Raw genomic sequence first — 25,426 nt, 5'->3', positions numbered from 1 at the left:
GGCTGGTGGGTGGGACCGTCCTCGCCCAGGCCGATGGAGTCGTGGGTCATCACGTGGATGACGCGGGCTTCCATCAGGGCGCCCAGGCGGATGGCCGCGCGGCTGTAGTCGGCGAAGGCCAGGAAGGTGCCCGAATACGGGATCACGCCGCCGTGCAGCGACATGCCGTTCATGGCAGCGGCCATGCCGAACTCCCGCACGCCGTAATGGACGTAGCGGCCTTTGTAGTCGGGCGTGTCGAACGCGCCCATGCCCTTGACCAGGGTGTTGTTCGAGCCGGTCAGGTCGGCCGAGCCGCCGATCATCTCGGGGATGGCCGGGATCAAGTGATCCAGCGCCGAGCCGGAGTGGACGCGGGTGGCGTTGACCGGCTTGGTCTCCAGCGCCTTGGCGATGTGGGCGTCCAGGGCCTCGAAGGCGTTGGCCGGCAGTTCGCCCGCCATGGCGCGCTTGAAGTCGCTGGCGTTGATCGAGGCGGCCAGCTTGGTCTCCCAAGCCTTGCGGACCTTGCCGCCGCGACGGCCGACGCTCTTCCAGGCCTTGGCGATGTCGTCGGGCACGGTGAACGGCGCGGCGTCCCACCCCATCGCCTCGCGGGCGGCTTTGATCTGATCGTCGAACAGGGTGTAGCCGTGGCTGTGAGGGTCGCCTTCCTTGGGGCCCGCGCCCTTCGAGATCAGCGTCTTGCACGCGATCATGGCCGGGCGGTCCTGCTTGGTGGCCCAGCGCAGGGCGGCGGCGATCTTGCCGTGGTCGTGGCCGTCCACGACCTTCACGGCCCAGCCGGCGGCCTTGAAGCGGGTGACCTGGTCGCCGGTCTCGGAGATCGTGGCCTCGCCGTCGATCGTGGTGTTGTTGTCGTCGAACAGCACCGTCAGCTTCTTCAGACGCAGACGGCCGGCGATGCTGATGGCCTCGTGGCTGACGCCTTCCATCAGGCAGCCGTCGCCGGCGATCACCCAGGTGCGGTGATCGACGAGGTCATGGCCAAAGCGGGCGGACAGATGCGCCTCGGCCATCGCCATGCCGACGGCGGTGGCCAGGCCCTGGCCCAGCGGACCGGTCGTGGTCTCGACGCCAGGCGTGTGGTGGACTTCCGGGTGGCCGGGGGTCAGCGAACCCCACTGACGGAAGTTCTCGATCTCCTTCATCGTCACGGCCTTGAAGCCGGTCAGGTGAAGCAGGGAATAGAGCAGCATCGACCCGTGGCCGGCCGACAGCACGAAACGGTCGCGATCCGCCCAGTTGGGCTGGCTCGCGTCGAACTTCAGGAACTTGCTCCACAGCACCGTCGCCACGTCCGCCATGCCCATCGGCATGCCTTGGTGTCCCGACTTGGCCTTGTGCACGGCGTCCATGGAAAGGACGCGGATCGCGTCGGCCATCTTGATGGGCGAAACGGGCATGGAAGTTCCGTCTTGTCGTTGTTTTGCGGGGCTGCGCGAGGGGCGCAGTCGCATGGGAACCCGGAGGGGTCAACCCGCGACAGGGGCCTAAGACGGGCGCCGAACGCCCGCCGTGGGCGCTATGCAACATGCTTCGCAGGCGTTATAGCTGAAACGCGCCTTATGCTCACTTTCAGCATAAGGCGCTCACCAGATGGGAAAGGCCGGTCGTTTGGGTAGTCCGTCGTTCTTCTCGCCCTACCGCCACGGCTTCGTCCGGGTGGCGACCGCCGTGCCGAAGGTGAAGCTGGCCGATCCCGCCGCGAACGCGAAGAGCGTGCTGGCCCTGGCGCGCGAGGCTCACGACGCGGGCGTCGCCGTCATCGTCTTTCCCGAGCTGGGCCTGACCGGCTACACGATCGACGACCTGCTGCAGCAGGAGGTCCTGCTGGACGCCGCCGAGGCGGCGATCGCGACCCTGGCCGAAGCGAGCCGCGACCTCTCGCCGATGATCGTGGTCGGGGCGCCTCTCCGAGACGCCGGCCGGCTCTACAACACGGGCGTCGCGATCCAGGGCGGCAAGGTGCTGGGCGTCGTTCCCAAGAGCTTCCTGCCCAACTACCGCGAGTTCTACGAGCGGCGCTGGTTCACGGCCGGCGCCGGTGTCGTCGGCAAGAGCTTGAGCCTCGGGGGCCAGGCCGTCCCCTTCGGGACCGATGTCCTTTTCCGCGCGAATGGCCCGACGCCCTTCACCATCGGCGTCGAGATTTGCGAGGACGTCTGGACGCCCAATCCGCCGAGCACGGCGCAGGCCTTGGCCGGCGCCGAGATTCTGCTGAACCTCTCGGCCAGCAACATCACCATCGGCAAGTCCGAGACTCGCCGCCTGCTGTGCGCCAGCCAGTCGGAACGGGCGATCGCGGCCTATGTCTATTCCGCGGCCGGGGCGGGCGAGAGCTCGACGGACCTCGCCTGGGACGGTCACGTCGATATCCACGAGATGGGCCAACTGCTGGCCGAGACCGCGCGGTTCTCGACCGGTCCGGCCTGGACCTTCGCCGACGTCGATGTCGAGCGGATCCGCCAGGAGCGGATGCGGGTCGGCAGCTTCGGCGACTCCATGGCGCTGGCCCCGCCCAAGGTCCCGTTCCGGGTGGTCTCGTTCGACTTCCAGCCCCCGGCCGGCGACCTAGCCCTGGCGCGCGGCGTCGAGCGCTTCCCGTTCACGCCGTCCGATCCCGCCAAGCTGCGCGAGAACTGCTACGAGGCCTACAACATCCAGGTTCAGGGCCTGGCGCGCCGGCTGGAGGCTTCGGGCCTCAAGAAGCTGGTGATCGGCATCTCGGGCGGTCTCGACTCAACCCAGGCGCTGCTGGTGGCCGCCAAGGCCATCGATCAGCTCTCCCTGCCGCGCGGGAACATCCTGGCCTACACCCTGCCCGGCTTCGCCACGTCCGATCGCACCAAGTCGAACGCCTGGGCCCTGATGAAGGCCATGGGGGTGACCGCCGCCGAACTCGACATTCGCCCGGCCGCGACCCAGATGCTGAAGGACCTTGACCACCCGTTCGGGCGGGGCGAGGCGGTCTATGACGTGACATTCGAGAACGTGCAGGCGGGCCTGCGCACTGACTATCTGTTCCGTCTGGCGAACCATAACGGCGCGCTCGTCGTGGGCACGGGCGACCTGTCGGAGCTGGCCCTAGGCTGGTGCACCTATGGCGTCGGCGACCACATGAGCCACTACAACCCCAATTGCGGGGCGCCCAAGACACTGATCCAGCATCTGATCCGCTTCGTGGCCCATTCCGGCGATGTGGACGCCAGCACGACGGCCCTGCTGGAAGACATCCTGGCCACCGAGATCTCGCCCGAGCTGATCCCGGGAGAAGAGGTGCAGGCGACCGAGAGCTTCGTTGGTCCCTACGCGTTGCAGGACTTCAATCTCTACTACATGACGCGCTACGGCATGGCGCCGTCCAAGATCGCCTTCCTGGCCTGGAGCGCCTGGCATGACGCGGACAAGGGCGGCTGGCCGGTCGGCCTGCCCGACAGCGCCCGCCGCGCCTATGACCTGCCCGAGATCAAGCGCTGGCTGGAGCTTTTCCTGAAGCGCTTCTTCGCCAACCAGTTCAAGCGCTCGGCCGTGCCCAACGGTCCCAAGATCTCGTCGGGCGGCGCCTTGTCGCCGCGCGGCGACTGGCGGATGCCCTCGGACGCCACGGCTGACGCCTGGCTGGCCGAACTGCACGCCGGCGTTCCAGCCTGACGAAAACTCTTCGTTACCGGCGACTTTCCCTTTAAGCACCCTTCGCAATAACGCCCTATCAGGGGCAAAGACTAGATGTGTGGGGATGAGTCTTGGCCGCGATATATCCGGTGATCTTATGCGGCGGTTCGGGCACGCGTCTATGGCCCGCATCGCGAAGCGATCAACCCAAACAGTTCCTGAAGCTGGTCGGCGATCGCTCCTCGTTCCAGGAGACGGTGCTGCGGGTCAAGGACATCCCCGGCGTCGCCGAGGTGGTGGTGGTCACCGGCGAGGCCATGGTGGGCTTCGTCGCCGAACAGACCGCCGAGATCGGCGCCTGGACCACGATCCTGGTCGAGCCGGAAGCGCGAGATTCCGCGCCGGCCGTGGCCGCCGCCGCCGCCTATGTCGAGCGCCAGGATCCGGATGGCGTCGTGCTGATGCTGGCGGCCGACCACCACATTTCCGAACCCGAGGTGTTTCAACAGGCGGCGCTGGCCGCGGCTCAAGCCGCCGAGCAAGGCCTGATCGTCACCTTCGGCGTTCAGCCAACCGTTCCCGCCACGGGCTTTGGGTACATCCGTCCAGGCGGAGCCTTGCTGGATGGTTTGGTTCGTGAGGTCGCGGCCTTCGTCGAGAAGCCTGACCAGGCCACGGCCGAGCGCTACCTCCTTGAGGGCTATCTCTGGAACAGCGGCAACTTCGCGTTCCGGGCGGAGACTCTTCTTGGCGAGTTCGAGGCCTTCGAACCCTCGGTGGCGGCGGCGGCGAAGGCTTGCGTCAGCGGCATGGAGATCGAGGCTGGCATTGGCCGTCTCGACCGCGAGTCCTTCGCCCAGGCCAAGAAAATCTCTCTGGACTACGCGGTGATGGAGCGGACGCGGAAGGCGGCTGTCGTGCCCGCCGCCTTCGCCTGGTCGGACCTCGGCGCTTGGGACGCGATTTGGGAGGCCTCGACCCGCGACGACGAGGGCAACGCCCAGGCCGGCGACGTCGAGCTGCATGGCGCCTCCGGCGTGCTGGTGCGTTCCACAGGGCCCTATGTCGGCGTCATCGGCGTCAGCGACATCGTCGTCGTTGTCGAGCCGGACGCGGTTCTGGTCTGCCATCGCAAGGACAGCCAGGCGGTCAAGACCCTGGTCGACGGCCTGAAGGCCAAGGGCCGCTCGATCGCCTCCCGCCGCGGCGCCTCGCCCGACGGAACCGAGACCCTCGTCTCCACCGACGGTTTCGACGTCGAACTGCGGCGCGTCTCGGCCGGTCAGGCCTTCATCTTGCCGCCCTCGACGGTCCAATTGCTCGAAGGCGTTTTGGAGATGGACGGCGATGTCTACGCCGCCGGGGCGGTCATTCCCCTGGAGACGGAGTTCCGCGCCCGCGCCATCGGGGCGGCGACCCTCCTGGTCACCCGCCCGCGATAGGTCTGGCTCACGTCTTGGCGGCGCGAGCGCTGACCGTCCGGTCCAGTTCCAGGATCGCCAGAACGATATGGTAGAAGGAGCTGGCGGGCGCCGGCTCCTCCACGAAGGTCTCGTCGGGCTGATATTTGTCACGCCACAGCCCGGGGATCGGCGTGCGCAGATAGGCCAGCAGCCCATCCGCGCCGGCCGCGGCCATTTCCCAATACTTGGTCTCGCCGGTGATCTCGGCGGCCAGCACCCCCGCCTTGATCCGCTCGGTCTGAGGCCAAAGGCGCGCGCCGTTGTCGTGGATCGAGAAATCGTCGAGCAGAGCGTTGATCGCCACTCCGCGAGCCAGATCGATCCCGCGCGTCTCGGCGTCGTCGATCATGCGCAGGGCCGCCTTGGTCGCGTCGGCGCGTCCCGAGAGCCTGCCCCAACGCATGAGCAGCCAACCCCACTCGAACTGATGCCCCGGCTCGCAAATGCGGCCTTCGACACCCGGCGCGGCGTTCCAGTCTAGATCGAAGAATTCCCGCAGTTGGCCGCTCTTGGCGTCGATGAACTTGGCGAGCGCCAGCTCGGCGATCTCATCGGCGAGGGCGCGCCAGGCCGGATCGTCGTCGATCGCGGTCCAGGCCAGCATGGCTTCGAACAGGTGCATGTGCGGGTTTGACTGCAGCGGCGCGCTCGGGGGATTGGACTGGTGGAAGCCCGCAACCGGATGCTTGCGCTCCGCGATCAGCTTTTCGCGCACCTCGACGGCGATCGCCTTGGCCTCGGCCGCTCGGGTCGGCAGCGCGGTGGCGACGGCCGCGAGGGCGAAGATGGCGAAGGCTTGGTCGTAGAGCTCCGCCGTTTCATCGAGACTCTCGCCGTTTGGACCGATCAGCGCGCGGAACAGGCCATCGGGCCGGCGATAGGCCGCGAGATAGAAGTTCAGCCCGTGCTCGACCGCTTCGCGCCAGGGACCTGGCCAGCCCAGGTCGCCGGCGATCGCGAACGAGAAAATCTGGCGCGGCAGAACCCGGCCGCGGCGAGGGCCGTCGACCGGCGCGCCATCCAGATCAAGCTTCTCGAAGAAGCCGCCCTTCTTGTGATCCGCGCCGACCGTCCACCACAGGGGATAGGCCGCGTCTGTCGCCCAGGTCTTGAGGCGGTCGCGCAAACGGGTGGCGTCGGCGAAGGCGTTGGTCATCGGGGGCTCCTCGGAGATGAGCTCTTCTAGAGCGCAACCCGTGTCGAGGCCAAGACAGTGGTCTGGCGAAATCGCGCCGCGCGCGGTACTGCTCAAGTCATGACCGGCGCCTCTGATCTTCCGCCCCTAAAGGCCGTCTTCCTGGATCGGGATGGCGTGCTCAACATCGATCACGGCTATGTCTTCGACCCAGCGCGGCTGGAGTGGATCGACGGCGCCCGCGAAGCCGTGGCGGCGATAAGCAAGGCGGGCTTGAAGGTCTTGGTTGTCACCAACCAGTCGGGCATTGGCCGAGGCTATTTCGACGAGGCGGCCATGGACCGCTTCCACGACGCCATGCAGGACCAGTTGGCGGAGTTCGGGGGGCAGATCAACGCCTTCTATTATTCCCCCTTTCATGAATCGGCGATCGTGGACGCCTATCGCGTGGCCGATCATCCGGATCGGAAACCCAATCCCGGTATGATTTTGCGGGGCTTGGCCGAGTGGAACCTGAAGCCGGAAGAAGCCGTGATCATCGGCGATCGTCACATCGACGTGGAGGCCGGCAACCGCGCCGGCATGCCCGGCTATCTCTTCAAGGGCGGCAATCTGCGGGCTTTCGTCGCCCAGGTGCTAGGCGATCGCGTCCCCGAACTGAAATGAGGATCCTGCAATTCGGCAGGAGCGGCCAGGTCGCTACCGCCGTTCAGGCGGCCGCTCGAGAAGGCGTCGAAGTCGTCGCCCTCTCGCGCGCCGAATGCGACCTTCGAAACCCCGACGCCATTCGCGGGGCGATCCAAGCGGCGAACTGCGATCTTGTATTGAACGCCGCGGCTTTCACCCATGTCGATCCGGCCGAGTCTTGCCCGGACGAAGCCTTCGCCGTCAACGCGACCGCGCCGGGCGTGATGGCGGAAGCCTGCGTCGCGCGCGATCTGCCGTTGGTCCATCTCTCAACGGACGCCGTGTTCGACGGCCTGACCGACCGCGCCTATGTCGAGACCGACGAGGCGAAGCCGCTCAACGTGTACGGCCGTTCCAAGCTGGCCGGCGAGCGGGCGGTGCTGGCCCATCCCCGCGCGGTCGTGCTGCGCGTCTCCTGGGTCTTTTCGCGTTACGGCCGCAACTATGTCAGCTTCATGCTGCGTTTGGCGCGGGAGCGGGAGGTGCTGAAGGTTGTCGCCGACCAGTTCGGGACGCCGACCGACGGGGAGGCCTTGGCCGCGTTCCTGGTCGCGACCGCGCCGCGCTGGGCGGCCGCGCCGTCGGGCGATCCGACGTTTGGCCTCTTCCATTTCGCTAACGCCGGCGAGACCAGCCGTTTCGATTTCGCCAAGACCGCCATTGATCGCGATCCGCTAACGCGCGCTAGCCTCGAGCCGACGACCCAGGCCGCCTTCGCGGAACCCGCGCCTCGGCCGCCGCGCTCGCCGCTCGACACCGCCAAGCTGCGTGAGGTGTTCGGTTTCGCGCCGGAACCCTGGCGCTCCGCGGTTGAACGGGCGGCTGATCGGCTCGTCGCGACGGGAGCCATCGGCTAGCGGCTGGCGCCTCGCGCGCCCGCGCGATAAACCGGCGGGACTTTCCAAGAAAAATTCAGCGCGAGCGACCATGCAGATCTTCCTCGACAGCACCGACACCAAGGTCATCGCCGATCTGGCCTCCACCGGCCTGATCGACGGCGTGACCACCAACCCGACCCTGATCGCCAAGTCGGGCCGACCGATGCTCGAGGTGATCGCCGAGATCTGCGACATCGTGCCGGGCCCGATCAGCGCCGAGGTCGCCGCGACCACCGCCGACGCCATGATCGCCGAGGGCAAGAAGCTGGCGGCGATCGCGCCAAACGTCGTCGTGAAGATTCCGCTGACCCGCGATGGCCTGATCGCCTGCGCGGCCTTCGCCGACGAAGAGATCAAGACCAACGTCACGCTGTGCTTCTCGCCGACCCAGGCCCTGCTGGCCGCCAAGGCTGGCGCGACCTTCGTCTCGCCGTTCATTGGCCGCCTGGATGACTACGGCTTCGATGGCATGGACCTGATCCGCGACATCCGCGTGATCTACGACAACTACGGCTATGAGACGGAAATCCTGGCCGCCTCGGTGCGTAACGCCGCTCACGTCAAGGAAGCCGCCATCGTCGGCGCCGACGTCGTGACGATCCCGCCCGCCGTCTTCACGGATCTTTACAAGCACCCGCTGACGGACAAGGGGTTGGAGCAGTTCCTGAAGGACTGGGCCTCGACGGGTCAGTCCATCCTGTAAGGGTCTCGGCGCTTTCGGGCGGGCGTTTCGCTCGCCCGAGAGGCGACCAAGTGATCACAGTTTATTTCGCAATGGCGAAGCTGGTTCGCAAAGGCGAGCTCGCGCGTTAAAGGTGGTCCGTTCACAGAGGGCCACGACCATGGTTCCCCAGATCGCCGAGACCGAAGTCCGCCTCACGGGTCCCGAAGAGGCCGATCGGTTTTCGCGCTTCCTGCACGACTTCCTGTCCGAGAACGGGTTTCCGTTCGTTATCATCCACGACGCGCCCGAACGCCTGGGCCAGCTTCGGCGCGTGGCGTTCGAGGAGATCGGCCTCAGCTTGAAGTTCGCGCGGGAATGGACCCAGGGCCAGGGCGCTCTCTAGGCGGCTTTATTCCTTCAAGCGTCTTTTGCCGCCACGCGGCGTCTCGAGGCGCTCTTGCGGCGAACCTTGATCAGATCCAGCAGGTGGTGCTCGCCCTCGCCCGGCATGGCGGGAGAGGGGTCGGCCGCCTTGGACGGGCGCGGCGGCGGCAGGTCTTCGCGCGCGGGGTTCTCGGCCAAAAGGTGCGCCGACAGCATCATGTCCGTCTTCACGGGACCGAAGTCGGCCGCCGCGGTCCAGACGCGGATCGCCGCCTGGGCGAAGGCTTCCGACAGGTCGGTCACCTCGATCATCGGCGCGGGGTCCTTCCGAATGCGCGGATCGCTCTCGGCCCGTTCGCGGAGGCGCTTGAGCACCAGGACGAGATCGGTCTTCAACGGCACCTTGAACAGCACGTCGGCCCGACGATAGCGATGGGTGGAGTAGTTCAGGATGACATCCCCGAACACCTTGCTGTTGGGGATCATCACCTTGACGTTGTCAGGGGTGGCGATTTCGGTGAACAGCAGGTCCAGAGACTTGACCGTGCCTTGGCGCGTCGCGGTCTCGATCACGTCTCCGACGCGGTAAGGCCGGAACAACAAGATCATCACCCCCGCGGCGACGTTCGACAAAGCGCCTTGCAGGGCCAAGCCGATGGCCAGCGAGGCGGCGCCCAGCACGGCGAGGATCGAGGTGGTCTGCACGCCTAGCTGCTGCAGGACGGCCACCAGGCCCACGGCGATTACGGCGTAGCGCGCCAGCGAGGCGCTGAAGCTCTCCAGCGTCGGGTCCGGCGCGCTGCGGTGGACGCGGTTCAGGGTGCGCCGCATGAACCGGGCGGCCCAGCCGGCCGCCCAGAAGGTGACCGCCAGGGTCAGGCCGGCGACCACCAGATTGACGGCAACTCCGCCCAGCCAACTCAGGAAGTGGCCGAACATCGTCTCATCCGCGCGCACGTTCATCAACGACGGCAGCGGCGTGTTCGCTGGGATCGGGTTAGGCTTCGTCTGCATGGAAATCTCGATAGGCGCCCCCGCGCGTCCACGTCAACGGCAGGGCGCGTCCATGGTTCCGCTTAAGGCTCGCCGGTCGAGCAAGTGGAAACAGTCGGTTACATCAATTGGCTCGAATTCGTCATGAACGAAGACTAAGAGCGCCGCCCATGAGCATGCCCTTCATCGACCTCGCCGCGCAGCAGCGCCGAATCCGCGACAAGATCGACGCCGCCATCGCCAAGGTGCTGGACAGCGGCGCCTATGTCATGGGCCCGCAGGTGCGGGAGTTCGAGGCAAAGCTCGCGGAATTCGGCCAGGCCAAGCTCGCCTTGTCTTGCGCCAACGGCACCGACGCCATCGCCCTGCCGCTGATGGCCTGGGATGTCGGTCCGGGTGACGCGGTGTTCTGCCCGTCGTTCACCTTCGCCGCGACGCCGGAAGTCGTGCCGTGGGTCGGCGCGACGCCCGTGTTCGTCGACGTGCTGCCCGACACCTACAACATCGACCCCGCCAAGTTGGACGCCGCCATCGCGGGCGTGAAGGCCGAGGGCAAGCTCACGCCCAAGGTGGTCATCGCCGTCGATCTGTTCGGCCAGCCCGCCGACTATCCCGCGATCAAGGCGATCTGCGACCGCGAAGGTCTGAAGCTGATCGCCGATAGCGCCCAGGGCTTTGGCTGCACGCTGGACGGCAAGCACCCCCTGCACTGGGCGGACGTGGCCACCACCAGCTTCTTCCCGGCCAAGCCCCTGGGCTGCTACGGCGACGGCGGCGCGGTGCTGACGAACGACGCCACGCTGTGGGACCTGATGGACAGCTATCGCGTCCATGGCAAGGCCGTCGGCCCGGACCTGGCGGGCAAGACCTTCGACCACGACCCCAAGTACCTCAACACCCGCATCGGCATGAATTCGCGCCTCGACACGATCCAGGCGGCGATCCTGATCGAGAAGCTGGCGATCTTCGCCGAGGAGATCGCGCTGCGGCAGGTCGTGGCCGATCGCTATGCCGAGGGCCTGAAGGGCGCGGTGATCTCGACGCCAGCGGTGATCGAAGGCGGCGTTTCGGTCTGGGCTCAGTACGTGATCGAGCACCGCGACCGTGACGGCCTCGCGGCCCATCTGAAGGCGCAAGGCATCCCGACCGCCGTCTACTATCCGGTCCCCATGCACGTGCAGGCGCCATACGCGGCCTTCCCGCGCGGCGCGGGCGGCCTGCCGGTCACCGAGGCCAAGGCCGAGACCGTGCTGGCCCTGCCCATGCATCCCTACCTGGGCGAGGCCGACCAGCGGAAGATCATCGACGCGATCCGGTCGTTCGGGGCCTAAGCGGCCTTCAGCGCGCGCCGACGGGCCAGGTTGAACACTTGAAGCGCGGTCGCCGCCGCCGTTAGGCCAACGCCTAGAGCGCAGACGCCGGTCCAGCCGGCGCTCTTCCAGGCGAAGGCCGCCGCCGCCGAACCGGCCGCCCCGCCCAGGAACATGCCGCCCATGAAGACGGTGTTGATCCGCGAGCGGGCTTCGGGCCGCAGCGCATAGACGACGTGCTGGTTCGAGACGAGGGCGCTCTGCACCGCGAAGTCCAGCAGGATCACGCCGATGATCAGGCCTGGGATGGCGGTCCAAAAGCCGAAGACCAGCCAAGAAACCAGCGCCAGGCCGGCGCCCAGGGCGATGATCGGCCGCGGACCGCGCTTGTCGGCGATGCGGCCCGCCAAGGGCGCGGCCAGGATGCCCACGGCGCCGATCACCCCGAACAGACCCGCGACGTCGGCGCCGAGATGGAAGCGCGGCTCTTGCAGATGCAGAGCCAGGGTTGTCCAGAAGGCCGTGAAGGTCGCGAACAACAGGGCCTGGGTGACCACCGCCAGGCGCAGGGCGCCAAACTCGGTCCAAAGCCGCCCCAGCGAGGCCAGCAAGGCGCCGTAGGACAGACCCGCTTGGGGATGGCTGCGCGGCAGTTTCAAGGCCATCCAGGCGCCGGCGGCGAGGGCCATCGGCGCGCCGAGCCAGAACATCGCCCGCCAGCCGGCGTGCTCGGCGACGAAGCCGGCGAGTGTCCGGCTCAACAGGATACCGCATAGCAGGCCCGCCATGACCGTTCCGACCGTCGCCCCGCGCCGCTCTGGAGACGAGAGATGCGCGGCGAACGGCACGATCTGCTGGGCTACGGTCGACGCGGCGCCGACCAGTAGCGAAGTCAGGATCATCAGCCCGGCCGTCGGCGCGACGGCCGCCGCGACGAGCGCCGCCGCCAGGGCTAGGAACTGAAGCACGATCAGCCGGCGTCGCTCGACCAGGTCGCCCAACGGGACCAGCAGAAACAGACCGGCGGCGTAGCCCAGCTGCGTGGCGGTCGGAACCATGGCGGTCAGGCCGCTGGGCACGTCGCGCAGCATCAGGCCCAGCATCGGCTGGTTGTAGTAGATGTTGGCGACGCCGATCCCCGTGGCGGTCGCCATGGCGAGGGTCAGGCCACGGCTCAGTCCGCCGGCTTCCGAGGTTTGGATCATGCGAGACTCCGGGCGACCGCCGGCGACCGAGCGGGCCGCGACGTCGAGGCGACGCTTGGCGGCCTATATAGGCGCCCGGGCCGCGTCGCCTAGTCGAGCATCGCTTCCAGCGTGGCCAGTTCGTCGGCTTCGCGCGCGGGTTTGTCCCAGCGGATGCGATTTATGCGCGGAAATCGCATGGCGACGCCCGACTTATGGCGGGTCGAGCGTTGCAGGCCTTCGAAGGCCACCTCGAACACCAGGCCGAACTCCAGATCGGCGCGCACCGAGCGTACGGGGCCGAACCGCTCGATCGTGTGGTCGCGCACGAACTTGTCGATCTGTTTCAGCTCTTCGTCGGTGAAGCCGAAATAGGCCTTGCCGACAGGGGTGAGGTTTCGACGCTCCTCCTCGTCCTCGCGCCAGACGCCGAAGGTGTAGTCGGAATAGAAACTGGATCGCTTGCCGTGGCCGCGTTGCGCGTACATCAGCACCGCGTCGATCAGGTGTGGGTCGCGCTTCCATTTGAACCACGGACCCTTCGGCCGACCCGGCTCGTAGACGCTGTCGCGGCGCTTGAGCATCAGCCCTTCAGACAGGCGAGCGTCACCCTCGGGGGGATCGAGGCGCAGGGCGGCCAGCTCTTCCCAGGTCGAGAAGGGCTGGAGGGGCGAAAGGTCGATGCGGGTGGTCTTCAAGCGGCCGACGAAGGCTTCCAACCGGGCGCGCCGCTCGACGAAGGGTAGGGCCCGCAGGTCCTCCTCGCCGTCCAGCATCAGGTCGTAGGCCCGGATCCCGGCCGGAAAGTTCGCCAGCTGCTTGCCGTCGACGGTCTTGCGGTTCAGGCGCTGCTGCAGGTCGCCGAACGCGGCCAGCGCGCCTTCGCGCAGCACGAGCAACTCGCCGTCGATCGCGCCTTCGAAATCCAGGGCGTCGATCACGTCGGGAAAGCTGGCCGAGATGTCGTCGCCCGTGCGCGTGTACAGCTTGCGCATCCCCCGCTCGCTGACGGCCTGGACGCGGATGCCGTCCCACTTCCACTCGGCGACGTAGTCGGCGGGATCGAGCTTGGCGAAGTCGACGGCCTCGTCGATCGGCTGGGCCAGCATGACCGGCCTGAAGCGTCCCGGCGCATCTGGGGAGGGACGTTCGGAACGGCCCTCCAACCAGGCGAAAAGGTCGCCGTAGGGCGGGCTCATCGCGTGCCAGACCTCTTCGATCTCGCCGATCTCGACCCCGCCGAAATTGGCGCAGGCCTGTTTGGCCAGGCGCGACGAGACACCGACCCGCAGGCCGCCCGTCATCAGCTTCAAGAGCGCCCAGCGGCCGTCGGGATCCAGAGCGTCGAGCCAGCCCTCGATCAGCCGCTGGACCTCGGCGCGCGAGGCCGAGTGCAGGGCGTCGATCACCTCGGAAAGCTCCGGCGGCCGGTTCGCGCCGGGCTTGGCCGGCCAGACCAGGGCGACGGTCTCGGCGAGGTCGCCCACATAATCATAGGACCAGCCGAACAGCTGGGCGTCCATCCGCGCTTCGACGGCCTTGCGGATGAAGGCCGGCTTGGCGGCGTTGAACGACAGCGCGCCCGTCAGCGCCGCCAGGGCGTAGCCGCGATCAGGATCGGGCGTCCGCCGCAGGTGGTCCTCGATCAGAGTCACCTTGGCGTTGCGCGAGCTGGTCAGGGACAGCCGGTCGAGCAGGTGGGCGAAGGCGCGCATGGACATGGAATGTCGGACGGCTCCCTTCGTTCAGCTCAAGCCAATACGCACAGCTCCTTCGCGCGGGGGCAAGGGACCGGCGCTCCGCCCGGAAACGAAACCGCCGCGAAAGCGGTGAGGCTCTCGCGGCGGCTCCAGTCCTCAAGGTTTCGGGGCGATCAGGCCCGCTCGTGAACCGCCTCTTCGGCCGCCAGCGGTTGGGGCAGGCGGTTGACCATCTCCTTCGGGCAGACCTGCCAGAACTGGTCGCGGACGCGGTCCCAGTCGCGCAGCAGGGTCGCGGCGAACACCGAGTCGGTCTCGCGGGCGTGCTCGGCGATCAGCGAGCGAAGCACGCCTTCCCAGTAGGGCGAGGCTAGGCGCTGAACGAGGATGCTGTCCGGGTTGATGTTGGACTGGAACCGGTCGTGCTGGTCGAGCACGAAGGCCATGCCGCCGGTCATGCCGGCCCCGAAGTTGTTCCCCGTCGGGCCCAGGATCACCACCTGGCCGCCGGTCATGTACTCGCAGCCGTTGGCGCCGCAGCCCTCGACCACCGTCACGGCGCCGGAGTTACGAACCGCGAAGCGCTCGCCCGCCTGGCCGGCCGCGAACAGTCGGCCCGAGGTGGCGCCGAACAGCACGGTGTTGCCGATCAGGGTGTTGGTCTCCGGGGCGGCCAGACCGCGCGCGGGCTTGATCACGATCGTCGCGCCCGACAGACCCTTGCCGACATAGTCGTTGGCCTCGCCGGTCAGTTCGATGCGCAGGCCCTGGACGGCGAAGGCGCCCAGGCTCTGGCCCGCCGAGCCCTTCAGCTGAACGGTCAGGTGGCCCGACGGCAGGCCCTTCATGCCGAACTTGCGGACGATGTGGCTGGAGGTGCGGGTGCCGATGGTGCGGGCGGTGCTGCGGACCGTATAGGTTAGCTGCATCTTCTCGCCGCGTTCCAGCAGCGGAGCGGCGTCGCGGACGATCTGGGCGTCCAGCGTGTCCGGCACCGCGTTGCGGCCCTCGACCGTGCAGTAGGGCTTGTTCGCGCCCGGATCGGCGCGGACCAGCAGCGGGTTCAAATCAAGGTCGTCGAGGTGCTCGCCGCCGCGGCTGACCTGGGCCAAGAGGTCGGTCCGGCCGACGATCTCCTGCAGGCTCCTGAAGCCCAGGCCCGCCAGGATCTCGCGCACCTCTTCGGCGACGAACGTGAAAAGGTTGATGACCTTGTCGGGCGTGCCGGTGAACTTGGCGCGCAGGGCCTCGTCCTGGGTGCAGACGCCGACCGGGCAGGTGTTGGAGTGGCACTGGCGCACCATGATGCAGCCCATCGCCACCAGCGAGGCGGTGCCGATGCCGAACTCCTCGGCGCCCATCATGGCGGCGATGACGATATCGCGACCCGTGCGCATGCCGCCGTCGGCCCGCAGGACGACGGAGTGGCGCAGGTTGTTCAGCGTCAGCACCTGGTTGGCTTCCGATAGGCCCATCTCCCACGGACCACCGGCGTACTTCACCGAGGTCTGCGGCGAGGCGCCCGTGCCGCCGACACCGCCGGCGACCAGGATCACGTCGGCCTTGGCCTTGGCCACGCCCGCCGCGATCGCGCCGATGCCGGTGGCGGCCACCAGCTTCACCGTAACGCGGGCGATCGGGTTGATCTGCTTCAGGTCATAGATGAGCTGAGCCAGGTCCTCGATCGAGTAGATGTCGTGGTGCGGCGGCGGGCTGATCAGCATCACTCCAGGGGTGGAGTGACGCAGGCGGGCGATCATCTCGGTGACCTTGAAGCCGGGCAGCTGACCGCCTTCGCCGGGCTTGGCGCCCTGGGCGACCTTGATCTCCAGCTCGACGCACTGGTTCAGATATTCGGCCGTGACGCCAAAGCGCCCCGAGGCTACCTGCTTGATGGCGCTGTTGGGGTTGTCGCCGTTCGGCAGCGGCTTGTAGCGCGCGCTATCCTCGCCGCCCTCGCCCGAGACCGAGCGGGCGCCGATGCGGTTCATGGCGATGTTCAGGGCGCCGTGCGCCTCGGGGCTGAGGGCCCCGAGGCTCATGCCCGGCGTGACGAAGCGCTTGCGGATCTCGTTGACGCTCTCGACGTCGTCGGTCGAGATCGGGTTGCGGTCCGAGCGCCAGTCCAGAAGGTCGCGCAACTGGATCGGCTTCTGCGTGCGCAGGCCGTTGGACCAGCGGCGATAGAGCTCGTAATCGCCTGTGTCGCAGGCCGTTTGCAGGGTGTGCATCAGGCGCGCCTCGAAGGCGTGGGCCTCGCCCGAGCGGCGGGCCTTGTAGAGGCCGCCGACCGGCAGGGTGACGGCGGGCGTCCCCCAGGCCTTGCGGTGCAGCTCGACCGCCTTGCTCTCGATGCCGGCGAGACCGATGCCCGAGATGCGCGAAGGCATGCCGGGGAAAAACTCGGCGGCCAGGGCGCGCGACAGGCCGACGGCTTCGAAGTTGTAGCCGCCGCGGTACGAGGAGATGACGCTGATGCCCATCTTGGAGATGATCTTCAGCAGGCCGCCCTCGATGGCCGTCTTGAAGTTGATGCAGACGTCGCGCAGCGACTTGTCGCCGATCAGGCCGCGCTCCAGGCGGTCCTGGAAGCTCTCCTGGGCCAGATAAGCGTTCACGGCCGTGGCGCCGACGCCGACCAGCACCGCGAAATAGTGCGTGTCCAGGCATTCGGCCGAGCGGACGATGATCGAGACGTACGACCGCAGACCCTTGGCGACCAAGTGGGCGTGAACGCCGCCGGTGGCCAGGATCATGGGCAGGGCCACGCGCTCGGCGTCGCTGGCCTCGTCGGTCAGGACGATGGCGCCGCAGCCGCGCAGGACGGCGTCCTCCGCCTCGGCGCGGATGCGGTCGAGGTTGGCGCGCAGGGCGTCGCCAGCGCGGGCCTCGGCGGCGGGCAGCGGCATGGTGCAGTCAATGACCGCGACGTTCTTCTCGCCCAGCAGCGCATGGACGCGTTCGTACATGCCGGTGGTCAGCACGGGGCTTTCCAGCACGTAGACGTCCGCCTGGGCCGCGTCCTGGGCCAGGATATTGCCGAGGTTCTTGAAGCGGGTCTTCAGGCTCATGACGCCGGTCTCCCGCAGGGGGTCGATCGGCGGGTTGGTCACCTGGCTGAAGTTCTGGCGGAAGTAGTGGCTGAGGGGGCGGTACTTCTCCGACAGCACCGCCAGCGGGGTGTCGTCGCCCATCGAGCCGACGGCTTCCTTGCCTTCCTCGACCATGGGGGCGAGGACCATCTCCAGGTCCTCGAGGCTGTAGCCGGCGGCGGCCTGACGACGGGTCAGTTCCTCGCGGCCAAACTTGCGCGGCTCGGGACCGGGACCGATCTCCTTCTCGAGATCGACCATGTTGCCCAGCCACTCGGTGTAGGGGTGGCGGCCGGCCAGTTCATCGATGATCTCGTCCTCGCCGTAGAGACGGCCTTCGGCGAGATCGATGGCGATCATCCGGCCGGGCGAGATGGCCAGCTTGCGGGTGATGCGGGATTCCTCGACGCCGCACATACCGGCTTCCGAGCCCATGATGACCAGGCCGTCGTCGGTATAGGCCACGCGCAGCGGGCGCAGGCCCGAGCGGTCCTTGCCGGCCACGACCCAGCGACCGTCGGTGGCGCACAGGGCGGCCGGACCGTCCCATGGCTCCATGACGGCGTTGCAGTAGGAATAGAGCGCCTTGTGCGACTCTTTCATCTTCGGGTTGGCGGCTTCTGGCACCAGCAGGGCCTTGGCCATCGGCGCGTCGCGACCGGCGCGCACCAGCACCTCGAAGGTGTTGTCGAGGTTGGCGCTATCGGAGGCCCCCGGCTGGATCACCGGCTTCACGTCGTCCCCGAACTCGCCGAAGGCCTGGGCGGCCATCTTGATCTCGTGGGACTTCATCCAGTTGATGTTGCCCTTGATCGTGTTGATCTCGCCGTTGTGGGCGAGCATCCGGAAGGGCTGGGCCAGGCGCCACTGCGGGAAGGTGTTGGTCGAATAGCGCTGGTGGAAGATCGCCACGGCCGCGGCGAAGCGCTCGTCCTTCAGGTCGGGATAGAACTCGTCGATGTGTTCGGCGAGGAACATGCCCTTGTAGATCAGCGACTTGGCCGAGAACGAGCAGATGTAGAAGTCGGTGACGTTCTGGGCGTGGACGCGCTTTTCGATGCGCTTGCGGCACAGGAACAGAGCGCGCTCCAGCGCCTCGCCCTCCAGGCCGGCGGGGGCGGCCAGCATGATCTGCTCGATCTCGGGGCGCGTGGCGTTGGCCTTCTCGCCGATCACCGAGGTGTCGACCGGCACCTGACGCCAGCCGTATATGTAGAAGCCGAACCGGAGGGCCTCGGCCTCGACGATGGTCCGGCATAGCTCCTGCGCGCCGAGGTCGGTGCGGGGCAGGAAGACCTGGCCGACGGCGATCGGACCCTGACGCAGGGCGTGGCCGGTGCGGCGCACCTGGTCGACGAAGAAGTCCTGCGGGACGCTGACCAGCACGCCGGCGCCGTCGCCGGTCTTGCCGTCGGCGTCGACCGCCCCACGGTGCCAGAGGGCCTTCAGAGCCTTGATCGCCAGTTCGACGACCTCGCGGCGCGGCTGGCCGTCGATGGCGCAGACCAGGCCCACGCCGCAAGCGTCGCGCTCGGTCGACGGGTCATAGGCGTGGCCGTCGATCAGGGCCTGGCGGTTCTTCAGATAGAGGTCCATCGCGGTCATGGTCTCGGGGTCCTCTTTCTTATTCCGCCGCGATCAGCGCGGGCGCGCCGACCTTGGCCTGCAGGTAGCGGTGGATGGCGTCGGCGGCGTCGCGGCCGTCCTTGATCGCCCAGACGACCAGCGAGGCGCCGCGGACGATGTCGCCGGCGGCGAATACGCCGTCGAGATTGGTCATCTGATTGCGGACGTCGGCCTTCACGGTGCCCCAGCGGGTCACCTTCAGGTCCGGCGCCGACCACAGTTCGGGCAGGTTCTCGGGCTCGAAACCCAGGGCCTTCACGACCAGTTGAGCGGGACGATCGAAATCGCCGCCGGGAATTTCCTCGGGGCTCTGGCGACCCGAGGCGTCCGGCGCGCCCAGGCGCATGCGGATGGCGCGCACGCCGGTGACGGCTTCGGCTTCGCCCGACAGGGCGCGCGGCGCGGCCAGCCATTCGAAGGTGACGCCTTCTTCCTCGGCGTTGGCCACTTCGCGCATCGAGCCCGGCATGTTCGCTTTGTCGCGGCGATAGAGGCAGGTGACCGAGGCCGCGCCCTGGCGGATCGCCGTGCGCACGCAGTCCATGGCGGTGTCGCCGCCGCCAACCACGACGACGTCCTTGCCCTCGGCGTTCAGCTCGCCGGAGTCGTAGGCCGGAACGCTGTCGCCCAGGGACAGGCGGTTCGAGGTGATCAGATAGTCCAGCGCGGGCACCACGCCCTTGCTGCCGCCGCCGGGGACGGTCAGGTCGCGCGCGGCGTAGACGCCGACAGCGACCAGCACCGCGTCGTGCTTGGCGCGCAGGTCCTCGAGCGTGGCGTCCTTGCCGACCTCGAAGCCTAGCTTGAACTCGACACCGCCGTCGGCCAGGCGCTGGGTGCGGCGCTCGACGACGTCTTTTTCCAGCTTGAAGCCGGGGATGCCGTAGATCAGCAGGCCGCCAGCGCGGTCGTGGCGGTCATAGACGGTGACGTCATAGCCAGCCTCGCGCAGCTTTTCGGCGGCTGCCAGGCCCGCGGGACCCGCGCCGATGACGCCAACCGACTGGCCGCGCGCTTCACCGGCGACCAGCGGCTTCACCCAGCCCTGTTCCCAGGCCTTGTCGGTCAGGTAGCGTTCGACCGAACCGATCGTCACGGTGCCGTGACCTGACTGCTCTATGACGCAGTTACCTTCGCACAGACGGTCTTGAGGGCAGATTCTGCCGCAGACCTCGGGCATGGAATTGGTGGCCTGCGACAGGGCGTAGGCTTCTTCTAGACGGCCTTCGGCCGTCATCCGCAGCCAGTCGGGGATGTTGTTGTGCAGAGGACAGTGGGTCTGACAGAATGGCACGCCGCATTGCGAGCAACGCGAGGCCTGCTCGGTCGCCTTGGCGTCGATGAAGTCGGCGTAGATCTCGTGGAAGTCGCCAGAACGTTCGGCGGCCGAGCGCTTTTCAGGCGTCTTGCGGGGCACCGTGATGAATTTCAGCATGCGCTCGGCCATGCGACTTCCCTCGTCTCCGTTGCGGGAGAAAAATTGCTCTGCCGGGCGTAATAAGGACTCTTTGGCGCAATAAGAATGTGTTGGTAAAAATAATAGACAATTATATCCCTGCCTGGGGCGCAGTTATTGCGAGCGTGTCGCAACGGGCGGGCTATTTGGTCTATTTTGTGGATTAACGCCGTGTTTACGATGTTTGGCGCACGCCCAGGGGATAGCGCCGTAGGGGACCTTCATGCCGGATTGGCTCATCGCACTTATTCTCGGGCTGATCGAAGGTCTGACCGAATTCATCCCCGTTTCCTCGACCGGTCACTTGCTGCTGGTTGGCCATTTCCTGGGCTTCCATAGTCCGGGCAACACCTTTCAGGTGCTGATCCAGCTGGGCGCCATCCTGGCGATCACCAGCGTGTATTTCGGCCGTCTGTGGGGCTTGCTGACCACCCTGCCGACCAACCCGGGCTCGCGTCGGTTCGTGATCGGCATTCTGCTGGCGTTTCTGCCGGCGGTGTTCGTCGGCGTCGCCGCGCACGACTTCATCAAGAGCGTGCTTTACGAAACGCCGGCCTTGGTCTGCGCGACTCTGATCATCGGCGGCTTCATTCTGCTGGCGCTGGACCGCATGAAGTTCGAACCGCGCTACACCGACGTCGCCGACTATCCGTTGAAGACCGCCTTCATCATCGGCCTTTTTCAGTGCCTGGCCCTGGTTCCCGGCGTGTCACGCTCGGGCGCGACCATCGCGGGCGCCCTGCTCTTGAAATGCGACAAGCGGTCGGCGGCCGAGTTCAGCTTTTTCCTGGCCATGCCGACCATGGCCGGCGCCTTCGCCTATGATCTCTACAAGAATATCGACCAGCTCAGCACGAACGACCTAGGCTTGATCGGCGTGGGTTTCGTCGCGGCGCTGGTTTCGGGCGTCTTTGTCGTTAAGACGGTGCTGAACTTCATCACGCGCCACGGTTTCGCGCCGTTCGCCTATTGGCGCATCGCCGTGGGCTTTATCGGTCTGGCCTTGCTCTACGTTCCGCGCTGATCGGCGCGGGTGACAAAAAAGCCGACGCTACGTGGCGTCGGCTTTTTCGCGGCTGATCGTGGATCGAAGCTTAGAAGGCGCCAGCCGGCGTCTCGGCGTACTGGCCGCCCTTGCGGTAGCGGTAGAGATAGGTCGGGACCACGGCCTCGACGGCGGTCGGAACCACGCCAGCCTCGGCAAGGCCCGGCAGGCCGCTCTCCGCCACGTTGTCGCTCTTCAGCATTTCGACCTGATCGGTCGTCAGCGGCGGGGCCAGCGGTAGGATCGAGGCCTGCAGGTCGCCCAGCGAACCGATCAACCTGGCCAGCGGCCACGGGACGGGGAGCAGCGGACGGTCGCGACCGGTCTCGGTCAGGATCAGCTCCAGGATCTCGCGCATCGTGTAGACGGTCGGGCCGCCGAGCTCATAGGTCACGCCGACGGCCGCCGGGCTGGCGACGGCGTTGGCGATCACCGCGGCCACATCGCCGACGAACACCGGCTGGAAGCGCGTGTCGCCGCCGACCAGGGGCAGGACGGGCGCCAAGGCGGCCATCTGGGCGAAGCGGTTGAAGAAGTCGTCCTCGGGGCCGAACACGATCGAGGGGCGCACGATGGTCGCGCCAGGGAAGGCCGCGCGGACGGCGGCTTCGCCTTCGCCCTTGGAGCGGGCGTACTTGGCCGCGGCGTCGACGTTGGCGCCGATGGCGCTGACGTGCACCAGGCGCTTCAGCCCGGCCTTGGCGGCGGCTTCGGCGACGTTACGCGCGCCCATGGCGTGGATGGATTGGAATTTCTGGCGGCCGCTCTCCCAGAGCACGCCCACCAGGTTCACGCAGGCCTCGGCGCCGTCCAGCGCCCGGGCCACCGAGCTGGGAACCCGGACGTTGGCCTGGACCACCTCGATCTGGCCGACATCGCCCAGCATGCGCATGCGGTAGGCGAGGTTTGGCTGGCGTACGGCCACCCGAACCCGGTAGCCCGCCTTGGCGAGCGCCCGCACGACCTGGCCGCCCACGAAACCGGAGCCGCCGAACACCGTGACAAGACCCTGCATCTTCATTCCTCGTCGCATGCGATGAGGCGGGAATTAGACGACCGCGAGCGGCGACGCAATGAAATCACGATTTGTCGTTTTTTCGCTGTTGACGCGGCCGAACGCTTTCCCTAAACGTCCCGGCCTCGCGGCGACCTAACCGGTTGCTTCCGCGGGCCCAGGTGGCGGAATTGGTAGACGCGCTGGCTTCAGGTGCCAGTGACCGAAAGGTCGTGGAGGTTCGAGTCCTCTCCTGGGCACCACCCCTTCCAAAGGCTTCTTTACGAGGCCCGGGGTGGCGCCAAATGATCCTCTGGATAGCTAATCCGTTCATCGTGGGTATAAGTGACGCACGCTCAAAATGGGGCGTGTGATCCGACGCGCCCGCGTGGCGTGACGGAACGTGGCGATCGAAAGCGGATCTCGGTTTCGGCGTCCGCGCGCGCCAAAACTAGATTTTCGCCGGAGACGTCTGAGACTTGGCTAATTTCGTTCACGAGGGCGACCTGCCCAATGACGTGTTCGCGGGCGCGAGCATCGTCGCGATCGATTCCGAGACCATGGGCCTGCGCCTGGGTCGCGATCCGCTATGCGTGGTGCAACTGTCGGCCGGCGACGGCGACGCCCATGTCGTTCGACTGGCTCGCCCCGACTACGACTGCCCCAACCTCAAGGCTCTGCTGACCGATCCGACCGTTCTGAAGCTTTTTCACTTCGGCCGGTTTGATATCGCCATGTTCGAGCTCCATCTAGGCGTGGTGACCGCGCCCGTCTATTGCACCAAGATCGCCTCGAAGCTGGCCCGCACCTATACCGACCGTCACGGCCTGAAGGACGTGACGCGGGAACTGCTGGGTATCGAGCTTTCAAAGGCGCAGCAGTCCTCGGACTGGGGCTCGCCGGCGCTGAGCGCGGATCAGGTCGCCTACGCGGCTTCGGATGTGCTGCACCTGCATGGGCTGCGCGAGAGGCTCAACGCCATGCTCGAGCGCGAGGGCCGCATGGCCTTGGCCCAGGCCGCCTTCGACTACCTTCCCCACCGCGCCTCGCTGGACCTGGCCGGGTGGGAAGACGTCGATATCTTCGCCCACAGCTGACGGGCGGACGATGCACCCCACCGCGGTCATGACCGGACGTTCGTTCAGCGCGGATCTCGCGCGCTGGCGTCGCCGCTCGCGCCGCGTCCTGCTGGCCCGTATCGTCCTGCCGATCGCCATCGGAGCGTTGCTTTTGGTGGTGGTCTCGCAGGTCGGCTGGCGCACCTATATGGCCGCGACGCATCCGCCGGTGGAAGCCAAGACCGAAATCCGGCTGATCACGCCGCGCTTCTACGGTCAGTCCACCGACGGGCGAAGCTTCATGATCACAGCGCGATCCGCGATCCGCGATGACGCCGACCCCCGGCGAATCCTGTTGGACGCACCGGCCTTGACGCTGGATCTCGGTTCGCCGACGCCCACCCGCATGACCGCCAAGAGCGGCGTCTATCGGCAAGACGACTTCGGCCTTGCGTTGAAGGACGACGTGCGGCTGGACGACGGCACGGGCTATCGCTTCGCCTCCGAGGAGTCGTTCGTCGACACCCGGACCGGGGATGTGACTGGCGAGAGCACGCTCAATGGCGAAGGGCCCAGCGGACAGGTGCAATCGAGCGGTTACTCCGTATATGACAAGGGCGACCGCATCGTTTTCCGGGGCGGGGTTCGCGCGCGGCTAGAACGGCAGTAAAGAACGTAAATGGCGCAGGTTCGCTGAGGCGGCCGCGACGGATGAGGACATGGTTCTGATGAAGCGATGGACGGCTGCCGCGGCGACCGCGTTGGTCCTGTCTGGGTTTGGAGCCGCAGGCGCGGCCCACGCTCAACAAGGCGACTCGAGCGCGCCGATCGACGTTTCCGCCAATCAGCAGGAAACGATCAACAGCAAGTGCATCACCATCTTCCGCGGCAACGTGGAGATTCTGCAGGATCGCTCGCGGATGCGCGCCCAGCAGGTGACGGTGTACAGCGCCAAACGCGCGGGTTCGGAGAGCGGGTGCGGCAATGCGCAACGCCTCGAGGCCGAGGGCGACGTCTATGTCGTCAGCGAGAACCAGAAGGCCCGCGGCGATCGGGCCGTCTACACGTTCAGCGACAGCATCGCCGTGCTGACCGGCGACGTCGTCCTGACCAAGGGCAAGGACGTGGCGCGCGGCGACCGTCTGACCGTCAACACCAAGACCAACGACGCTCGCCTTGAGTCCAGCGCCACTGGGCGCGGCGCGTCGCGTCGGGTTCGGGCGGTGTTCTACCAGGACGACAGCAAGAAGAGCGATGCGTCGGCCGCGGCCGACCAGCCGGCCCAACGTTAGGACCGTTCCATGACCCTGACCTCCAGCGACATGGACGGCCTGTTCGTCGATTCCGTGGGCAAGTCGTTCGGCGACCGTCCGGTCGTCAAGAACGTCTCCCTGCGCCTCAAGCGCGGTGAAGTCGCGGGCCTGCTGGGCCCGAACGGCGCCGGCAAGACGACCTGCTTCTACATGGTCACGGGTCTGATCGCCGCCGACTACGGCGCGATCTATCTGGACGGCGAGAACATCACCGCCCAGCCGATGTTCCAGCGCGCCAGGCTTGGCGTGGGCTACCTTCCTCAGGAAGCCTCGATCTTCCGAGGCATGACGGTCGAACAGAACGTCATGGCGGTGGTCGAGATGCGCCAGAAGGACGCCCGGAAGGCGCGCGAGCAGGTGACCAGCATTCTCGAAGAGCTGCGCATCACCCACATCCGGAAGTCGCCGGCCGTCGCTTTGTCGGGCGGTGAACGGCGTCGTGTCGAAATCGCTCGGGCCCTGGCCAGCGAACCCTCGTTCATGCTGCTCGACGAGCCGTTCGCGGGTATCGATCCCTTGGCCATCGCCGACATCCGCGAGGTGATCGGCTACCTGAAGAGCCGCGGCATCGGCATTCTGATCACCGACCACAACGTGCGCGAAACGCTCGACATCATCGACCGGGCGTCGATCATCCACGCTGGCGAGGTGCTGTTCGAAGGCTCGCCCCGCGAGATCGTCGACAACCCGGAAGTTAAGCGCGTGTATCTGGGCGACAGCTTCTCCGAACCCAGGTTGGGGGCCTGATCGGGGTCTTGATTGGCCAAAAGAGGTCGTCCAATCAGCTTTTTCGGAAGAAAAGGCGTTTCGTGGCAAATATTTAGCCTCT

General features: G+C 67.0%; 19 protein-coding genes, 1 tRNA gene and 1 pseudogene. 13 read left to right on the top strand and 8 right to left on the bottom strand.

Annotation, left to right across the window (positions count from 1 at the left end):
* A partial coding sequence (locus J2728_RS06330; protein WP_309997542.1) for a transketolase family protein occupies nt 1-1,406 on the bottom strand: 1,406 nt, incomplete at its 3' end.
* A 211-nt stretch (nt 1,407-1,617) separates the two neighbouring features.
* Here J2728_RS06330 and J2728_RS06325 point away from each other — a divergent pair.
* A complete protein-coding gene (locus J2728_RS06325) occupies nt 1,618-3,654 on the top strand; it encodes an NAD(+) synthase (RefSeq protein WP_309997598.1) in 2,037 nt (678 codons plus the stop codon).
* A gap of 92 nt (nt 3,655-3,746) precedes the next feature.
* On the top strand, nt 3,747-5,057 hold the full coding sequence (locus J2728_RS06320; protein WP_309997541.1) for a mannose-1-phosphate guanylyltransferase/mannose-6-phosphate isomerase: 1,311 nt from the start codon (nt 3,747-3,749) through the stop codon (nt 5,055-5,057).
* Between the two features lie 7 nt (nt 5,058-5,064).
* Here the strand turns inward: J2728_RS06320 and J2728_RS06315 are convergent, their stop codons facing one another.
* Nucleotides 5,065-6,234, bottom strand: coding sequence for an AGE family epimerase/isomerase (locus tag J2728_RS06315; RefSeq protein ID WP_309997539.1), 1,170 nt, complete (start codon nt 6,232-6,234; stop codon nt 5,065-5,067).
* Between the two features lie 99 nt (nt 6,235-6,333).
* Between J2728_RS06315 and J2728_RS06310 the strand changes: the two genes are divergently transcribed.
* The 4 genes from J2728_RS06310 to J2728_RS06295 all read left to right on the top strand — a co-directional run bounded on the left by J2728_RS06310 (nt 6,334) and on the right by J2728_RS06295 (nt 8,845).
* Nucleotides 6,334-6,879, top strand: a complete 546-nt coding sequence (locus J2728_RS06310) for a D-glycero-alpha-D-manno-heptose-1,7-bisphosphate 7-phosphatase (protein WP_309997537.1) — start codon at nt 6,334-6,336, stop codon at nt 6,877-6,879.
* Nucleotides 6,876-7,757 carry a dTDP-4-dehydrorhamnose reductase gene (gene rfbD / locus J2728_RS06305; protein WP_309997536.1) on the top strand — a complete coding sequence of 294 codons (882 nt, stop codon included), beginning with the start codon at nt 6,876-6,878 and terminating at the stop codon, nt 7,755-7,757. Before J2728_RS06310 ends, rfbD begins: the two co-directional genes overlap by 4 nt.
* A gap of 70 nt (nt 7,758-7,827) precedes the next feature.
* Complete coding sequence (gene fsa / locus J2728_RS06300; RefSeq protein ID WP_309997535.1) at nt 7,828-8,481, top strand: fructose-6-phosphate aldolase; 654 nt, start codon at nt 7,828-7,830, stop codon at nt 8,479-8,481.
* Nucleotides 8,482-8,620: 139 nt separating this feature from the next.
* Nucleotides 8,621-8,845, top strand: a complete 225-nt coding sequence (locus J2728_RS06295) for a hypothetical protein (RefSeq protein ID WP_309997534.1) — start codon at nt 8,621-8,623, stop codon at nt 8,843-8,845.
* A 14-nt stretch (nt 8,846-8,859) separates the two neighbouring features.
* On the opposite strand, the gene J2728_RS06290 is transcribed toward J2728_RS06295, so the two are convergent.
* Nucleotides 8,860-9,840, bottom strand: a complete 981-nt coding sequence (locus J2728_RS06290; RefSeq protein ID WP_309997532.1) for a mechanosensitive ion channel family protein — start codon at nt 9,838-9,840, stop codon at nt 8,860-8,862.
* 149 nt (nt 9,841-9,989) lie between these two features.
* On the opposite strand from J2728_RS06290, the gene J2728_RS06285 reads away from it, so the two are divergent.
* Nucleotides 9,990-11,150 (top strand): DegT/DnrJ/EryC1/StrS family aminotransferase, encoded by a 1,161-nt coding sequence (locus J2728_RS06285; RefSeq protein ID WP_309997531.1) that lies wholly within the window; start codon nt 9,990-9,992, stop codon nt 11,148-11,150.
* Here the strand turns inward: J2728_RS06285 and J2728_RS06280 are convergent.
* From J2728_RS06280 to J2728_RS06265, 4 genes are all read right to left on the bottom strand, one after another.
* Nucleotides 11,147-12,334, bottom strand: coding sequence for an MFS transporter (locus J2728_RS06280; protein WP_309997529.1), 1,188 nt, complete (start codon nt 12,332-12,334; stop codon nt 11,147-11,149). The two genes, J2728_RS06285 and J2728_RS06280, sit on opposite strands and share 4 nt — an antisense overlap.
* A gap of 89 nt (nt 12,335-12,423) precedes the next feature.
* Nucleotides 12,424-14,034: a cisplatin damage response ATP-dependent DNA ligase gene (locus tag J2728_RS06275; protein ID WP_309997527.1), complete on the bottom strand. Its 1,611-nt coding sequence runs from the start codon at nt 14,032-14,034 to the stop codon at nt 12,424-12,426.
* A gap of 152 nt (nt 14,035-14,186) precedes the next feature.
* On the bottom strand, nt 14,187-18,710 hold the full coding sequence (gltB, locus tag J2728_RS06270; protein ID WP_309997526.1) for a glutamate synthase large subunit: 4,524 nt from the start codon (nt 18,708-18,710) through the stop codon (nt 14,187-14,189).
* Between the two features lie 19 nt (nt 18,711-18,729).
* A complete protein-coding gene (locus J2728_RS06265) occupies nt 18,730-20,178 on the bottom strand; it encodes an NAD(P)-dependent oxidoreductase (RefSeq protein ID WP_309997524.1) in 1,449 nt (482 codons plus the stop codon).
* Nucleotides 20,179-20,410: 232 nt separating this feature from the next.
* Between J2728_RS06265 and J2728_RS06260 the strand changes: the two genes are divergently transcribed.
* Nucleotides 20,411-21,211 carry an undecaprenyl-diphosphate phosphatase gene (locus tag J2728_RS06260; protein WP_309997523.1) on the top strand — a complete coding sequence of 267 codons (801 nt, stop codon included), beginning with the start codon at nt 20,411-20,413 and terminating at the stop codon, nt 21,209-21,211.
* A 70-nt stretch (nt 21,212-21,281) separates the two neighbouring features.
* Here J2728_RS06260 and J2728_RS06255 read toward each other — a convergent pair whose 3' ends face one another.
* Nucleotides 21,282-22,247, bottom strand: coding sequence for a complex I NDUFA9 subunit family protein (locus J2728_RS06255; protein WP_309997521.1), 966 nt, complete (start codon nt 22,245-22,247; stop codon nt 21,282-21,284).
* A 155-nt stretch (nt 22,248-22,402) separates the two neighbouring features.
* On the opposite strand from J2728_RS06255, the gene J2728_RS06250 reads away from it, so the two are divergent.
* The 5 genes and pseudogenes from J2728_RS06250 (at nt 22,403) to lptB (ending at nt 25,344) form a co-directional block, all read left to right on the top strand.
* A tRNA-Leu gene (locus tag J2728_RS06250) sits at nt 22,403-22,489 on the top strand.
* A 216-nt stretch (nt 22,490-22,705) separates the two neighbouring features.
* Complete coding sequence (locus tag J2728_RS06245; RefSeq protein WP_309997519.1) at nt 22,706-23,323, top strand: ribonuclease D; 618 nt, start codon at nt 22,706-22,708, stop codon at nt 23,321-23,323.
* Nucleotides 23,290-23,954 (top strand): annotated as a pseudogene (gene lptC, locus J2728_RS06240) (LPS export ABC transporter periplasmic protein LptC). The gene J2728_RS06245 and the pseudogene lptC overlap by 34 nt, the downstream one beginning before the upstream one ends.
* Before the next feature lie 58 nt (nt 23,955-24,012).
* A complete protein-coding gene (locus tag J2728_RS06235) occupies nt 24,013-24,576 on the top strand; it encodes an LptA/OstA family protein (protein ID WP_309997596.1) in 564 nt (187 codons plus the stop codon).
* A 9-nt stretch (nt 24,577-24,585) separates the two neighbouring features.
* On the top strand, nt 24,586-25,344 hold the full coding sequence (lptB, locus tag J2728_RS06230) for an LPS export ABC transporter ATP-binding protein (protein WP_099444257.1): 759 nt from the start codon (nt 24,586-24,588) through the stop codon (nt 25,342-25,344).
* Nucleotides 25,345-25,426: the final 82 nt, after the last annotated feature.

Source organism: Caulobacter segnis (assembly GCF_031454995.1).
Classification (GTDB): Bacteria; Pseudomonadota; Alphaproteobacteria; order Caulobacterales; family Caulobacteraceae; genus Caulobacter; species Caulobacter segnis_E.
This window is presented reverse-complemented; position numbering and strand designations above follow the sequence as displayed.